The organism is Lyngbya confervoides BDU141951 (assembly GCF_000817775.3).
Lineage (GTDB): Bacteria > Cyanobacteriota > Cyanobacteriia > Thermosynechococcales > Thermosynechococcaceae > Lyngbya > Lyngbya confervoides.
Window position 1 is genome coordinate 61,720 of sequence record NZ_JTHE03000079.1, and the last position, 14,887, is coordinate 76,606.

Annotated in this window: 16 protein-coding genes and 1 pseudogene; 13 read left to right on the top strand and 4 right to left on the bottom strand. The window is 49.8% G+C overall.

The window, feature by feature from the left end:
• The first annotated feature begins 37 nt into the window (after nucleotides 1-37).
• The 9 genes from QQ91_RS13430 (at nucleotide 38) to QQ91_RS13470 (ending at nucleotide 6,670) form a co-directional block, all read left to right on the top strand.
• Nucleotides 38-1,201, top strand: coding sequence for a hybrid sensor histidine kinase/response regulator (locus QQ91_RS13430; RefSeq protein WP_166275398.1), 1,164 nt, complete (start codon nucleotides 38-40; stop codon nucleotides 1,199-1,201).
• A gap of 271 nt (nucleotides 1,202-1,472) precedes the next feature.
• Entirely contained in the window at nucleotides 1,473-2,189 is a 717-nt protein-coding gene (locus QQ91_RS13435; protein WP_166275400.1) for a V4R domain-containing protein, read from the top strand.
• Complete coding sequence (locus QQ91_RS13440; protein WP_166275402.1) at nucleotides 2,189-2,542, top strand: hypothetical protein; 354 nt, start codon at nucleotides 2,189-2,191, stop codon at nucleotides 2,540-2,542. Before QQ91_RS13435 ends, QQ91_RS13440 begins: the two co-directional genes overlap by 1 nt.
• A 6-nt stretch (nucleotides 2,543-2,548) precedes the next feature.
• The gene (locus QQ91_RS13445) at nucleotides 2,549-3,049 is read left to right on the top strand and encodes a bilin-binding protein (protein WP_166275404.1); all 501 of its coding nucleotides are present in this window, start codon (nucleotides 2,549-2,551) and stop codon (nucleotides 3,047-3,049) included.
• Between the two features lie 21 nt (nucleotides 3,050-3,070).
• Nucleotides 3,071-3,736: a 4-vinyl reductase gene (locus QQ91_RS13450; protein WP_166275406.1), complete on the top strand. Its 666-nt coding sequence runs from the start codon at nucleotides 3,071-3,073 to the stop codon at nucleotides 3,734-3,736.
• Nucleotides 3,737-3,794: 58 nt separating this feature from the next.
• A complete protein-coding gene (locus QQ91_RS13455) occupies nucleotides 3,795-4,277 on the top strand; it encodes a 2Fe-2S iron-sulfur cluster-binding protein (protein ID WP_166275408.1) in 483 nt (160 codons plus the stop codon).
• Nucleotides 4,278-4,312: 35 nt separating this feature from the next.
• Nucleotides 4,313-4,780, top strand: a complete 468-nt coding sequence (locus QQ91_RS13460; protein ID WP_166275410.1) for a bilin-binding protein — start codon at nucleotides 4,313-4,315, stop codon at nucleotides 4,778-4,780.
• 38 nt (nucleotides 4,781-4,818) lie between these two features.
• Nucleotides 4,819-5,637: a tetratricopeptide repeat protein gene (locus QQ91_RS13465; protein WP_166275412.1), complete on the top strand. Its 819-nt coding sequence runs from the start codon at nucleotides 4,819-4,821 to the stop codon at nucleotides 5,635-5,637.
• Nucleotides 5,638-5,827: 190 nt separating this feature from the next.
• Complete coding sequence (locus QQ91_RS13470) at nucleotides 5,828-6,670, top strand: serine/threonine-protein kinase (protein WP_166275414.1); 843 nt, start codon at nucleotides 5,828-5,830, stop codon at nucleotides 6,668-6,670.
• Between the two features lie 55 nt (nucleotides 6,671-6,725).
• On the opposite strand, the gene QQ91_RS13475 is transcribed toward QQ91_RS13470, so the two are convergent.
• From QQ91_RS13475 to hemF, 3 genes and pseudogenes are all read right to left on the bottom strand, one after another.
• A complete protein-coding gene (locus QQ91_RS13475) occupies nucleotides 6,726-8,159 on the bottom strand; it encodes an FAD-binding domain-containing protein (RefSeq protein WP_166275416.1) in 1,434 nt (477 codons plus the stop codon).
• 249 nt (nucleotides 8,160-8,408) lie between these two features.
• Complete coding sequence (locus tag QQ91_RS13480; RefSeq protein WP_166275418.1) at nucleotides 8,409-8,579, bottom strand: hypothetical protein; 171 nt, start codon at nucleotides 8,577-8,579, stop codon at nucleotides 8,409-8,411.
• A gap of 477 nt (nucleotides 8,580-9,056) precedes the next feature.
• Nucleotides 9,057-10,115, bottom strand: a pseudogene (gene hemF / locus QQ91_RS13485) (oxygen-dependent coproporphyrinogen oxidase); the annotation flags it as partial.
• A 294-nt stretch (nucleotides 10,116-10,409) separates the two neighbouring features.
• On the opposite strand from hemF, the gene acsF reads away from it, so the two are divergent.
• On the top strand, nucleotides 10,410-11,468 hold the full coding sequence (gene acsF / locus QQ91_RS13490; protein ID WP_166275422.1) for a magnesium-protoporphyrin IX monomethyl ester (oxidative) cyclase: 1,059 nt from the start codon (nucleotides 10,410-10,412) through the stop codon (nucleotides 11,466-11,468).
• Here the strand turns inward: acsF and hetL are convergent.
• On the bottom strand, nucleotides 11,465-12,205 hold the full coding sequence (hetL, locus tag QQ91_RS13495; RefSeq protein ID WP_250833354.1) for a heterocyst differentiation pentapeptide repeat protein HetL: 741 nt from the start codon (nucleotides 12,203-12,205) through the stop codon (nucleotides 11,465-11,467). The two genes, acsF and hetL, sit on opposite strands and share 4 nt — an antisense overlap.
• A gap of 171 nt (nucleotides 12,206-12,376) precedes the next feature.
• Between hetL and QQ91_RS13500 the strand changes: the two genes are divergently transcribed.
• From QQ91_RS13500 to QQ91_RS13510, 3 genes are all read left to right on the top strand, one after another.
• Nucleotides 12,377-13,237, top strand: coding sequence for a prohibitin family protein (locus QQ91_RS13500; protein WP_166275424.1), 861 nt, complete (start codon nucleotides 12,377-12,379; stop codon nucleotides 13,235-13,237).
• A 117-nt stretch (nucleotides 13,238-13,354) separates the two neighbouring features.
• A complete protein-coding gene (locus tag QQ91_RS13505) occupies nucleotides 13,355-14,356 on the top strand; it encodes a tetratricopeptide repeat protein (protein ID WP_166275426.1) in 1,002 nt (333 codons plus the stop codon).
• Complete coding sequence (locus QQ91_RS13510) at nucleotides 14,341-14,856, top strand: TIGR00725 family protein (protein WP_166275428.1); 516 nt, start codon at nucleotides 14,341-14,343, stop codon at nucleotides 14,854-14,856. The genes QQ91_RS13505 and QQ91_RS13510 overlap by 16 nt, the downstream gene beginning before the upstream one ends.
• Nucleotides 14,857-14,887: the final 31 nt, after the last annotated feature.

Below are 14,887 nucleotides of genomic sequence, written 5' to 3' on the forward strand. Positions count from 1 at the left end.
ATCGATTTGAGCGCATAATTGAGTAAAGGACCTGTAGATGAAACAAATTCTAGTTATCGAAGACGAACAATCCGTTCGTGCAAATATTCTTAAAATCCTAGAATTTGAGGGATTTAAGACTATTGAAGCTGAGAATGGAGAGGTTGGAGTTAGACTAGCCCGGGAGTTTCTTCCTGACCTAATTTTTTGTGATATTATGATGCCCGTCCTGAATGGTTATGAGGTTCAGATGGAGTTAGGCGAGGATCCTAGAACCAATACCATTCCCTTTATTTTTCTCACGGCAAAAGCGGAACGGGACGATATCCGGTTAGCCATGAACCTAGGTGCAGACGACTATTTAGCCAAGCCGTTTAACAGGGATGAACTTCTTGAAAGTGTATTCTCTCGCTTGGATAAGAACGCTAAGATCCAGAAAAAATTTCGAAAAAAGGTCAATAACATTCGAAATAGTATTACGAGCTCGCTACCTGCAGAACTCTTGGTTCCACTAGGAAATGTGCGACTATTTCTTGAGCAGCTTGAGGGGACTACCGATATTATACTGCCTCTGCCGATGAGGGAAAAACTACAGGAATGTATAGACTCCAGTGTACAGCTAGAGAGAATTATTCAAAATTTCTTATTTTATTCCTTATTAGAAATCGCTAGGCATGATTCTGAGCAGGCAAAGGCCATTAAAGGCTGGAGCACTATAGAAACTTCGCGGGTGATTCGTGAAATCTCTAGTATAAAGGCACTTGAAGCTCAGAGAAGTGAAGATTTGCTTCTAGATCTTCAATCGGCAAAAATCCAAATTTTGGAGGCAAATTTCGTAAAGATTATTGAAGAAGTTTTGGATAATGCCTTTAAATTTTCGTCTCCTGGAAGCATCGTTCAAGTAAAAAGTTCTGTTGACTCTGGAGATTTAAAAATCCTAATTTCTGATCAAGGTCAAGGTCTTTCTGGTACTCAAGTGAATGCCATAGCAACTTGCAAACCTCTGAGCCATCGATTGCAAGGACAGAGCTATATCGGGTTAGGACTACCTATTGCAAAGAGACTTGCAGAAATTCATCAAGGATGTTTTGAAATCCGCTGTGACAACAATTTTACAGAAGTTGAAATCAGATTACCCATTGTGTTGGAGCCTCAAAATAGTGGAGAAAGGAAAGGCAGTGAATGGATAGATTCCATGGAGAGTGTGAGCAAAAAATTTTAGGAGTCTAATGGATTTAAATTACTAATTTTGGGCAATATAGAAGTACAGCTTTCATGACTGAATATTTAAGCACTTCCTCAGGAATAAATTTTTCAAGATTTCTGGCTAGAGAACGAATTCCTTTCTATTCTGGTTAATACTCATGCCTATTTTTATTAACAATGAATAACAATTTACAACAGAGGCAAGGCTAAATAGAGGTAAAGGCCTCTTGTTTTACTAGACAAGCTACGGCAATGATAGTTTGTGATTACCCCAAGGAGTTATAAGAGTGATTGTATCAACCCCAAATAAAATAAATGAACATATTGAATTTCAAGATAGCTTTCATTCTCTAAAGCAGCGATATCCGCACAAAAAAAATCATTATAAGTTTGAAGATTTCTTTCAGCATAATCCTCAGAGTGGAACGATTACAGATTGGAATGGTGCAAGAAACATCATAGCTACAGAAGATTTCATCGTAGCATTGATTGAAGGACTTGAAAAAGAAGTGGGTAGTGCCTCAACGGTATTGCTTTACAATATTGGTCGAGAGTGGGGATATCAAGACACTGAATTATTTAAGAGCTGGTTTGAAACTGAATATAAAGTCTCAATCCAAGAAACTCATCCTTCTTTTTTATTCGAGGCTTGGTGGTGGCCTTTTACAAGTCAAGGATGGGGCAACTGGGAAATTGACCTCAGTGATCAAAGAAACGGATTTATGTTTGTCAACATTTTTGACTCTGCAGTTGCTAGAACTTTGGGTGATGTGGGTAAACCTGTATGCCATCTTTATGCCGGACTGTTTGCAGGCTTCTTTAGCAAGATTGTGAACAAAGACTTGGGCTGCATCGAAATTCAGTGCTATGCGATGGGAGAAACCTATTGTCGATTTTTGCTGGGTCGCAAAGAGAAGATTGATGCAGCCACATTTTGGCAGAATGAGGGTGCCACTGCTAGAGATATTGAAAAACGCCTAGTGAGCGGAGAGTATCTGAAGTGATGACAATATCAACATGGCATTCCTTTACAGTACAGGATTTTTTTCGTCGCATCAATTGGCAGGGACATGGCCTTATTGAGCAAAGCCAAGAAGATTCCAGAAATTTGCCTTGGCATACCCAAACAGTGGCTGAGTTTTTTGCTCTAGGTCTATGGCTAGAGACTGCTTTGGGAGATAAAAGTTCGGGCCAAAAAGTCTTCTCTTGGTCAGATAGTCTCGGAGACTGCTTACAGGCTTTTAGCTGGCATCGGCCTTTTTCTGGCGGGGCGCAGTCAATGACTGAGACGCCTCAAGCGGAACTTCAAACTTCTACTCAGCAATTTAACCTTCAAGATCTTTCAGATTTATTTTAGATTTTTATGCATACTCAACTTGAACAATTTCTGTATCAGGCAGAAGATCGGTATTTATCTTCCCAGGAGATTAACCAGTATAGTGACTGTATTTCAAACCTGGAAAGGTCTCTGACAGCATATAAGCGACTCAGGGATCAAGAAATGCATATTTTTCATATTATTGCTGATGAAGTTCAAAATGAACATCCACACGAAGACAGCATAGATCTTGGTGAATCGATTCTTCAGTGGATGTCCTTGCTTCGCTACTGCTCCATGGCAATGCTAATGAGTAATATCGACTATCTAGATCAGCAGCTGAATGGATGGTTTAAGGAAATAGTTCAGATGCGTAAAGTACAGTTTCTAGATCGGTTGATATTTGAGACTTTAAATGAGGTTGTTCTTGAAGTTTTATCGAAGGATCTAGTTCCTGCTATTCAACCTTATCTACAGCGGTTAGATGAATCTCTATTTGCCAACTCTAGCCAGTCACTGTTATCCAATAGGCTATATGTCCAATAGGTTATATTAAGAGGCTCAGATATGATTGATGTCGCTGAATTACTCAAAGCTCCTCCACTAAAAGGGAATCCCTTTGCACCCGCCACCTACATTCATGGCGAGATTGAACTGGGCTTACTGGAAACTCGTATGGGATCGCGGTTGCTAGCTCTCCCGGATACTCTCTTTAAAGCCATAGACCGAACCCTAGATGATGAAGTCGGGCCTGCTAAATCGCTTATTCAACAACAATGTGGTCGGTGGTGGGGGAAGTCATTCTATCGCCGATTTCTAGAAGAAGTGGGTGAATATTATCAAACTCCGCTTAGGGATTTGACCATGCTCCAGTTTGTGCAGTGCTTTCAGCAATGCTGGTCAACCCTTGGATGGGGAAAAATAAAAATCAGGTTTGACGGCTATCAGTACGGACTCATTGTTTTGGAAGTGCAGGGAGCAGTTTCAGAAACCTATCTTCTTCAACAAGATTCTGTATCTTGTGATATAGAAATTGGATTCTTTGGTGGATTCTTCAGTCAGTTGGCGGGTCAAGATCTTCAGGCGGTCCAAGTCTCGGGAGCATCAACAGACCAAGATAGTTATTACTTTATAGTGTCGGTAGCTGAAAAGGCCAAAACTATTGCAAGCTTGGTTGAGGAGGGCTACAACTACCACACGATTATGGAACGGTTATGCCCAAATCAAGTGTGATGAACTTACTCTTGATCTACTTAAGGAAATCTCAATATCAAATGATTATTCGCTACCCATGAGTAAACTAGTTATCCTTGAGCCCATTGGGGTTGAGTCTGCTGTTGCGACTAACGCGAACCTTCTAACTGCGCTAAATAATGAAAATATTCAGATGGTTCAAGGATGTGGAGGTCGCGGCTTGTGTGCAACGTGCCATGTCTTTGTACGGGAAGGTATGGACAACTTGTCACCCCTAAGTTCCCGAGAGAAGCGAACCTTAGGCGTTGTAACCAGTTGTAATGCTGAATCTCGCCTTGCCTGCCAAGCCCTCATTCAGGGAGACGGGGTTGTTGTTCAAGTTCCCTCAGGTTTGTACGTTACTGAAAGCACAAATTTTGAATCTATGATTGGGCAACGGGCAGAAGAGGACATTCTACATCCAGTGTCGGGGGAGATTCTTGTGGAAAAACGCAAGCTTATCACCCGATCGATGATTAGTCAGTTAGGTAATGTTCGAGACAAGTTTACGGATTATCTCAATCAAGCCTCTAATATCTAACGTAGACATTTTACCCAAATAGTGATTGAAGTACCATGCTAAAGCAGTTTAAGCAATTGGCCCTTGAAACTGAGGGGCGATATGCCACAGAGTCTGAGCTTGATTTTATCCATGTCTTTATTGAGTCTGCTCAGAATCGAATTAAGACCTACGAAAAAATTCGAAATGAGGAAGAGTCTCTGCTCGATGACATACAAGCTACAGCTATAGAGATTGATGCTCATGCCTTCTATCGAGACAATCAGGACATGCAGGCGGTCGGTCGACGCGATCGCAAGTTCTTGTTACGCCATATTGCGGCTAGCCTACTGATTGCTGATATTGACCGCCTTCGGGATGGTCTATTAATTTGGCTCAGCACTATCATGAAGGCACAGCGGGTAGAAAGATTATCGAGTATTCTTTGCCAAGCTGAACGACGAGTGCTGGAACAACGTCTAAGCACAACGGAATTTGAAACGATAAAATCCGCTTTGGCTGTGAGTCAATCTCTGATCGGCTGATTGCAAGGGCCATTTTTCTATACTTTGGAGATAAATAAATGACTAAGATATCACCTAATCTCAAGGATAAACCGTCTTCTAAGCTGCCCCTCGTAATTGATAGCGTCTCCTACGTTGGTATTGTAGGGGGTACAATAGCCTCCCTCGTAACTCAGCAAGCTGCGCTGGCTACTCTTCCGCTGTCGCTCATGTTTGTACTGCAGTTATTCAACCGCCATAGGCTGGGGTCTACGTTAAGCGACCAAATTGAAAGGGTGGATTCATTATCTCACCATAATCAGCTTCATTTAGAGAAACTACAGCTTGAGGCTCACGAAAACCAAACGGAGCTGCGTGGAATCAAAGGTAACGTTGAGCGCAACGAGCAAGAATATCTTGGATTTCAGGAGAGGGTGAACTCTAGGCTCCCGGATAATCTTCCGGAAAAACTTGAGCATTTCGAGAGAACGCTGGATACCCTCAAGGAGATTATTGCCGCGGGGAATCTAGACCAAAACTCAGCTTCGGCAGAGATGTATTTTAATCGGGGTGTTAATCAAGATTATCTAGGACATTTTAAGTCTGCAATTTCAGACTTTACTCAAGCTATTGAAATGTCTCCTAGCTATGCGTGGGCTTATTTTCGTCGAGGAAACGTAAAACTTGCTATTGGCCAAAAGCAATCTGCCTTGATTGATTTGAACTTGGCCGCAAAATACTTTTTTGAAGCAGGTGATCTGGGCAATTATCAACAGGCCAAAGATAAAGCCGCTAGCATTCATAGCCTGGATTCCTTTTCAGATTCGCCGAAGTCTACCAGCTCACCTTCTTCAGAAAACGCAAGGTATGCGAGCGTTAACGTTCTATTTGGTGAATAGCAGCAGACTTAGTTTCCTTTTACAGTCTAATCCTGGAATTCATGCTCAGTTAATGAGTAACCACCAGGTATTTCTCTCCTTTGCCCTAAAGCAGTGCTGATCTCAGCGATGGATCTCTTGAGTGCTGATATCTAGAGGTCTAAAAGATCTCCAAGGAGGAAACGATACCTTTATCTTTGGGATGTTTCCCATGCTATTAGCGCGATATAAAGTTCTCGAAGTGATAGGCCGGGGGCAGTATGGTCAGGTGTTTCGGGGTCAGGATTTAGCTACGGGACAAGTCGTCGCAATCAAAGAGCTCAGCCTCAATCATTTTTCGACCCGTGATTTCATCCGCGAAATACAAGTCTTATCTCGTTTACAGCATCCGAACTTACTGAGCTTGGTTGGGGTCGAGTATGGCCCCGCCACACGCTATATTATTATGGAATATTGCGATGGAGGTACGCTTCGAGATGTCATCGCGAGTCCAGAGCCCCTATCGCTTCTGACCAAGCTGGAGCTCATGATTGATATTCTCCAGGGACTACACTATCTTCATTGCGTTGATGTTTTTCATTGCGATCTCAAGCCTGAGAACATCTTTCTTAGTGATGCGGTTGATCGCAAGGTTGCGAAGATTGGAGATTTTGGAAGCGTACGCACTGATGTTACTTTTCGAGAGAATATAGGCGATCACCAAGGATTAGGATCTCCTGCCTACATGGCTCCTGAACGATTCTATGGTTCCTATTCTAAGACAGTCGATCTCTATGCCTTGGGCATTATTATGTATGAAACTTTCACGGGTGATCGTCCTTTTCTGGGATCGCCCAACCAGCTTGCCCAGAATCATTTAACAAAGCCTATTTCACCTCCTAAAAATCTGCCGCTACATCTACAAACGCTGGTAATGAAGGCTTTAGAAAAGCTACCTCAGCGGCGGTTTCAAACTGCAGAGGAGATGCTTCGATCTTGTCATCTCTCTCACCTAATTCTGATGGCGGAGCAGCGATCTTTTCCAGATCTCAGGGAGGATCTGTTTTCTGAGTGACCGGGTGTGCGCTAGGATCCTCTAGGCGCAAGAGCCTAAGAGATCGAGGATCCGTCTATTTGGGATTGATCGCGTTTTTTTGCTGCTGGTAGAGCCTCTTAAAGGTTTGCTGCTGCTGCTGGTGATTCACAATGGGATCGGGATATCCAACGCGATCGCGCACTGCCTTCGGAAGGTTCCCCTTCACCAGTCGCTCGCTGTCAACGGATTTCAGTTCAGGAATCCACTGGCGAATGTAGTCTGCTTCCGGGTCGAATTTTTGAGCCTGACTGGCTGGATTAAAAATACGCAAGGGTTTTGGATCCATGCCGCTGGACGCACTCCATTGCCATCCACCGTTGTTGGCCGCCAAGTCCCCATCGCAGAGCTGCTGCATAAAATATTTCTCACCCCATTGCCAGTTTAAAATCAAATCCTTAGTCAGAAAGCTGGCCACAATCATCCGGCAGCGGTTGTGCATCCAGCCGGTTTGATTGAGCTGGCGCATGGCAGCATCTACGATGGGATAGCCGGTCATCCCCGCGCACCAGGCTGCAAACTGATCTCGATTCTCACGCCAGGGAAATCCTTTCCAGACGGGACGGTAGGGACCATCAGCTAAGGCTGGAAAAAAGTAGAGCACATGCTGATAAAACTCGCGCCAGGCTAGTTCCTTTTGCCAAACTTCGACGCCGTTACGCTCCTCATCACTGCGGCAGCGGACCAGCACCTGTTCGGCCTGGCGCCAAACCGTGCGAATCCCAAGGGTGCCAAACTTCAGGGCTGCACTGAGGCGTGAGGTTCCAGGCCGAGCGGGATAGTTGCGATCTTCATCGTACTGGCCAATGGTAGTCCCTTGACAAAATTGATCCAGCTGCTGCCGTGCGGCGGCTTCTCCCACAGGAATTTCCAAGGGATTGGTCCAGATCACCTGGAAGGTCTGGGGATCGGGCAGGGCAATGGTTCCTAGCGTCTCTTCTGTCTCGGTGTGGCCTTGGAGAGCTGGAGGGGCCGGGACCGGATCCTGCTTGGGTTGGGCGCGCCAGTTTTTCCAAAAAGGGCCATAGACCGTATAGGGAGATCCACTTCCCGTCAAGATGGTGCCCGGCGGGTGCAAAAGTTGATCCCAGATTTGCTGAACGGCAATGCCCTGTTCCTTGAGCCCTGCGGCTACTTGTTCATCGCGTCGGCGTCCATAGGGTTCCACATCCTGGTTCCAGAAAACAGATCGCACCTTGAGGGCCTTGGCCAAGGCAGGAAGTCCGGTGACGGGGGACTGGTGCAGGATTAACAGATCGCTTCCGAGGCGGGCATAGCCTGCTTGCAGTTCTCGCAGGGAGTCCAGCAGAAAGACCAGTCGGGCCGGAGCCAGGTCCTCTCGATTCAAGATCGCCGGGTCCAGGCAAAAAACGCCGGTGACTTGGCGGGTTCGTTGGCAGGCCGCCGTCAACCCCAGATTATCGGCAAGGCGCAGGTCACGGCGGTGCCAGAACAAAATGCGATCGCTCATGCTTAGAAAATCCCGTTGCGCCTAGAGGATTCTATCACCGTTACACCCGAGAGGTGTCTGCGCCCTCTAGATCCCTGGTCAACCCCAAGGGTGCAGGTGTTCTGTCAAGCGCACAAAAAGGGGGCACCTGGGAAATTCTAAGCGAGCCGAAGGATAAGCCCGTCACAGGTGCTGCGACGGGTTAAGGTGGCAATGACGATCCTACGGGCTGCACCCACGCGTCTGGTTGTCGCCTCGGCAATTGGCGGATTAAGCAGCCGCGTGATTCAGTTCGATATGCAAATCCACGAGATCTGAAAACTCGTGCTCATCAATATCACCGGTGATGAAATGGGCGTAGAACCAGGAGATGCCAGCAATGAGATCGGCTTCACCCTTATGGGAGCAGGCTACTGGGTTAACGTCTTGTGAATTCATCATGAGTCATCCCTCACTGAAAAATGGATCAGTACTGAACCTTGAACAAAACCTCGTTTCGTTGCTTGTCACAATAAGGGGAAAAGGAAGGGGTTGGATCAGCGTAAATACGGAATTTAGGGAATAAAAAATTATTTCATGCCCTGTGCCTCCATGATTGCCCCAGTGCAACCGACATTGAGGCAAAACCGAGGAGGGATGCCTTAGGGATACCTTCATTCTGAGGACTCAGCGCTTCACCCTTGATCTGCAGGGGCTTGGGGTCTGTTACTGCTAATCAGGATAAATTCTCTGAAAATCAGCCACTTCTTCCGCAGAAACCCAATACTTTAAGCTGTCATGGCGCGATCGCAACAGAGTCTGAGCCAACTTAGCCGTCTTCGACTCCGGCAGGTGAGCCATCGCCAGCTCATTCCCTAGCTTTTGGTAAAACTCCTCGATCTCACGGTGCAGCCGAAAGCGGATCTGCTGCTCCACCGGCCAATTCACCCAGTCCTGGGGCCTGAGAAATACCTCGTAGAGTTGGGCCTCGGGGGTGCCTGGTTCCGGACTGTAGTCATACTCCCAGCGCACATCCGGCGGCAATGACATCAAAATGGACTCGGTCCGCCCCTGGGTTTGCAGCCCAAAAATGGTGCCGCGATCGTAGACCAGATTAAATTCCACATAGCGGCCGCGTCGATAGCGCTGAAATTCTCGCTCGCGATCGCCGTAGGGCTGATGGCAGCGCTGTTCGGCAATGGGCAGATAGGCCGGCAAAAATGCCTCTCCGCAGCCCTGCACAAAGCTAAACAGGCTCTCCCAGTCTCGACTGACCGGCCCAATCTGCTGACTCAAGCGAGCCGCTTCGCTCGCCGCCTCTGCACCGCCATAGATCAAGCCGCGATCGCTTTGGTAATCGAAGAAAATCCCCCCAATGCCTCGCTGCTCCTGACGGTGCTTGAGATAGAAATATTCATCGCACCAGGCTTTGAAAACGCGGTAGTAGTCCGGATGAGCCGCATCACAGGCCTGCTTGAGGGTGTGATGAAAGTGAAATGCATCCTCGGCGTAGGGATAGTAGGGCGTCAGGTCAGCTCCGCCCCCAAACCACCAAACCGGGCCCGCTTCAAAATAGCGATAGTTAAGATGCACCGTGGGCACATAGGGATTGCGCGGATGCAGAACCAGGGATGTTCCGGTGCCAAAAAACGGCTGCCCCGCCGCCTCTGGGCATTGGGTCAAGATACTGGGGGGCAAGGTTTCGCCCCAGACCTCCGAATAGTTAACGCCGCCCTGCTCAAAGACGCGGCCGTTACGGATTACCCGCGTGCGCCCCTCGCCGCCGCCGGGCCGCTGCCACACCTCCTCCTGAAAATGTGCAGATCCATCCAGTTGCTCCAGCGCATCACAGATTTGATCCTGAATTTGCTGCATCCATTGCTTCACGCGCTGGCGGGAATTCTGGGGAATGGCAGAAGCAGAGAATTGATCCCCTTTCCGATGGGTCCCCGGATCCGAACCCAGGGCAGACACGGGGGACTGAGCAGACTCAAGCATGGACATCAGACTCCGATAATTAAAGCGTCAACCACATAACCGTATAGCGATACTTAAAGAGTTGATCACCCTGTCGCAAAAATTCACAATCCTAAATCGGGGTAAGGCCAGGGAATGGATTGGGAAGAAAAGCACTCAAAAGTCTTCTAACCCCTACTTTCGAAGGAGAATCTACCAGGGATCCAAAGAATGGTTTAGATGGCTAAATCCTATGGAGTTCACGGGCATAGTTACTGGAACAGAGAATTTAGTGTTTAATAACTGTAGATTGATATAGCGATAGGACAGGTATTCATGCCCCCCACTTCCCTAGCCCCTGAGCAGACCAAGACCCAGGTTGAAGAAAATTTGCTGACGCCGCGGTTTTACACCACAGACTTTGCCAAGGCCGCAGCCATGGACTGGTCGCCCCAAGAATCCGAGCTGCAGGCCATGCTGGCGGAAATGAGAGCCGACTATAATCGCTTCCACTTTGTACGCAATGAGGAATTCAAACGATCCTGGGATCACATTACGGGGGAAGATCGGCAGGCCTTCCTGGATTACCTAGAGCGGTCCTGCGTCTCGGAATTTTCTGGTTTTCTGCTGTTTAAAGAGCTATCGCGGAAGCTTAAGGATAAAAACCCCCTGCTGGCCGAAATTTTTCACCTCATGGCCCGCGACGAAGCCCGCCATGCGGGATTTCTGAACAAGGCAATGGGAGATTTTAAGCTTTCCCTGGACTTAGGAGCCCTAACGAAGCGACGCACCTATACCTTTTTTCCGGTGGAATGGATTATCTATGCGGTCTATCTCTCCGAAAAAATTGGCTACTGGCGCTACATCCTGATTCATCGCCATCTGCAATGTCACCCGGAAAATCGCTTCTATCCCCTGTTCAATTATTTTGAAAGCTGGTGTCAGGATGAAAACCGCCATGGCGATATTTTCAAGGCCCTGCTGCGATCGCAGCCGAAGATGTGGAAGTCCTTGGGCGGAAGACTCTGGAGCCGATTCTTTCTTCTGTCGGTATTTGCCACCCACACCATGACGGTGGAGGAGCGGGCCAAGTTTTATGATTTGCTGGGTCTGGAGGCCGAAGCCTTTGATCGCGAGGTCATCCGCCAAACCAATGACACGGCCGCCCGCTGCTTTCCCATCAAGCTCAACGTCGACCATCCTCAATTTTTCCGGCGCTTATCGCGCTGCTCTAGGCGGAACCAAGCCCTCAAAGCCCTGGCGCAGCAGCCCAGGTTTTGGGGAGTGAAGCTGATGCTCAAGGGAACATTGATGGCGGGCATGATCTGGGATCTGATCTACCTTTACTGGCTCAAGCCCATTGATGTGGAAACCAGTCGAGGCACGATTCGTTAGGCCCCATTGCCCTCTGGCAGAAGGGCCCCGGTCAGAATCGCGTCCTCCAGGAGGGTGCCGGTGAGATCGGCCCCTTGCAAATTTGCCTCTTTGAGAATCGCCCCGCGTAAATCAGCAAAGCTAAGGTCAGCCTTGCTTAAATCAGCCCCGGTAAAGTCCGTGGGAAGGTTGCCCTGCCAACTGGAAAGATTGGCATGGCAACGACAGAGCTTGGCATGACTCAGATTGGCAGCGCAGAGTGAGGCGCCACTCAGGTTCGCGTAACTTAAATCAGCAAAGCTGAGGTCGGCTCGCCCAAGATCAGTGCGTTGATCGAGGGTGGGGCGGAGATCCACTTCAATCATGAGGGCCTGGGACAAATTGGCAGCGCTGAGGTTAACGCCAGAGAGACAGGCCTTGAGCAAACAGGCACGGGAGAGGTTGGCCTGCATGAGCTGGGCCCCGCTGAGGTCGGCCTCACGCATGATTACGGCCTGTAAGTTGGCATCGGATAGGTTAGTGCCCCAGAGCAGGGCTTCGCTCAAGTCGGTTTCCTCCAAGGTGGCGCGACGGAGGTCGGCTCGTCCCAGACGAGCCTGACGGAGATCGCAGGCACTGAGGTGGATTGCAGGGAAGGCATATCCCGTAAGTTCAATTTCAAAGAGATTGAGGTGTGAAAAGTCTCGGCATCCCTGGCTATATTGGGTGCGAAGTTCATCGGCGTCCATGGGTTTCTCCCCATTGCGTTTACCTTGCATAATCTTCCTTTATTTTTTCCTTTATTTTCTGGAAAAGTCGATGGGTTGACACCGGTTCTGTCTCCCCCTCAAAATCCTAAACCTCGGCAGGTTGGCAACCGCGCCCCTTGAGTCCCCAGATCCGAGTCCCCAAGAACTTGGACGTAGCTATCCCGGAGACCTTATTACGGTATGGAACCCAATACGAAGCTGCTTCGGCTCCTTCCCCTGGTGATCGGGCTGATCATTCTGCTTTTGCTGCAGCCTGTGACCCTGGTCGGTCCTGGAGAGCGTGGCGTGGTGACCCATTTTGGCGCAGTCGATCCTCGCCCCCTCAATGAGGGTCTGCACGTAGTTGTCCCCCTACGCGATCGCGTGGTTATTCTGGATGTCAAGGTGCAAAAGCACGAGGTTCCGGCGAAGGGGTCCACCAAAGATCTGCAAGATCTCAAAGCCGTGTTTGCCGTGAACTTTGCCCTGCGCCCCGACACCATTGCCCAAACCTTTCAGCAGCAGGGCAATCTCGGCGCAATTGTTGAGCGCATTGTGGCTCCCCAAACCCAGGAATCCTTTAAAACCGCCGTGGCTCAGTTCACAGCTGAAGAGTCGATTGTCAAGCGTCCACAACTGAAGGAAAACTTTGACCAAATCTTAAGCGATCGCCTGGATAAATACGGGATAGATATCTACGACACCAGCGTGGTCGACATTCTGTTTTCCAACGAGTTTGCCCAAGCGGTGGAGCGCAAGCAGGTGGCCGAGCAAGAGGCCCAGCGGGCCATCTATATTGCCAAGAAAGCGGAGCAAGAGGCCCAAGCTCGCGTGAATCAGGCCACGGGCGAAGCGGAGGCGCAGCGGTTGCTCCAGCAGTCCCTCACCCCAGCAATTTTGCGCAAACAAGAGCTCGATAACCAGCGTCTGGCCATTGAGAAATGGGATGGTCAGCTGCCAGGGGTCAATTCCGGTGCGCTTCCGTTTTTAGAGATTGCCCCCGACGATGAGGAGACGAACCGCTACGGAGGTGGGGCAAAACCGTCCCAGGAAGCTTTGTGATGGCGGTTCAGCCATCCCCGCCGCCCCGCGGGAGAACCTCGGCGAGAGGGCCTCAACGGGATCAATGGCCTCATCCATCCGATAGAGTAAGTGGGTGGGGAAATGGAGAGAACAAAGATGGTGAAACTTGTGCGACTTGTCCCGATGGTACTGGGAGGGATCCTGATAGCGGCCTCGCCCCTTGCGGCCGCCCCCCTACAGTTCAGGCTAGCCCAGGGCGATGATCCTTCGGCGGCAGGGCAAGCTCAGTCCAGCTTGAGCGAAGGCATTGAGCTGTACAAGCAGGGCGATGTGCGTGGCGCCATTGCAGCCTACAGCCGCGCCATTGAACTCGATCCCAGCTATGCCTTTGCCTACAATAACCGGGGGCTCGCACAGCTAGATATGGGCAACTACCAGCAGGCGGTCCAGGATCTCAGCCGCGCCCTTGAGATCAATCCCGGCTATCTGTTTGCCTACAATAACCGGGCCAGAGCCTACGAACGGTTGGGCAACTATCAGGCCGTGGTGGCCGACCTGAGTCAGGTGCTTCGGCTAGATGCGAATCAAGTTGAAGCTTACGAGAATCGCGGCGTGGCCTACGCAAACCTGGGCCAGTATGCAGCGGCTCTGCAAGATTTCAACCAATTTTTAGCCACCCGTCCCCAAAGTTCACGCACCCTCTTTAATCGCGGCAACGTGTTCGCGCGCCTTCAACAGTGGCCAGAGGCCATCGCCAGCTATAGTCAGGCCCTGGTCTTAGTCCCCGGAAATAGCGCAATTCTGACCAACCGCGGCAATGCCTACGCCCGGTCCGGAAAGCTGCAGCGGGCCCTGGAGGATTTTGAAGCCATTCTGGCCATTAAACCCAACGATGCCGTGGCCTTGCAAAATCGCGGGAATGTGTTGTTTGAGTTGCAAGACTTCAAAGCCGCCCTGGGCAGCTATGGACGCGCCCTTGATCTGCAGCCCACCCTGGCCAAGGCGCGATTTAATCGCGGGTTAACCCACGAGAAACTGGGGAATCGGCAGCAGGCGATCGCCGATGTCCAGGCTTCCCGCCAGCTCTTTGCAACCCAGGGAGATGTGACCTCCCAGGCCCAGGCCCAGAAAATCCTGGATCAATGGCAGACTCCGTAAGCCTGCCAGGAGGAGCGCACCAGCCCTTGGTGGGGGTGATTGGCGCAGGCCACGGTGATGGGGGGACCCTTCACGATCTGGCCTACCAGGTGGGGGCCCTCCTTGCTGCTCAGCGCTATCTCCTGATTTGTGGCGGATTAGGAGGGGTCATGGCCGCTGCCTGCCAGGGGGCAAAGGCGGCGGGCGGGATGACCCTGGGACTATTGCCCGGTCGTGATGCTGCTGCTGCTAATCCCTGGGTGGATATTGCCATTCCCACCGGCCTGGGCGAAGCCCGAAATTTAGTGCTGGTTCGCAGCGCCGCCGCGCTGATTGCGCTAGGTGGATCCTACGGCACCCTCTCGGAAATTGCCTTTGCCCTGCAACTGGGCAAACCACTGGTGGGGATTCACACTTGGCAGCCCCTTCGCCCCGGCGCCTCCGGTCCTGATTTTTTTCAGGTTGAAACCGCTCAAGCCGCCGTTGACTGGGCGATTGCCCAAATAAACGCCCGCTCCTAGACGGTTTCCCCTGGTCAAAAGTGTTCCCAAT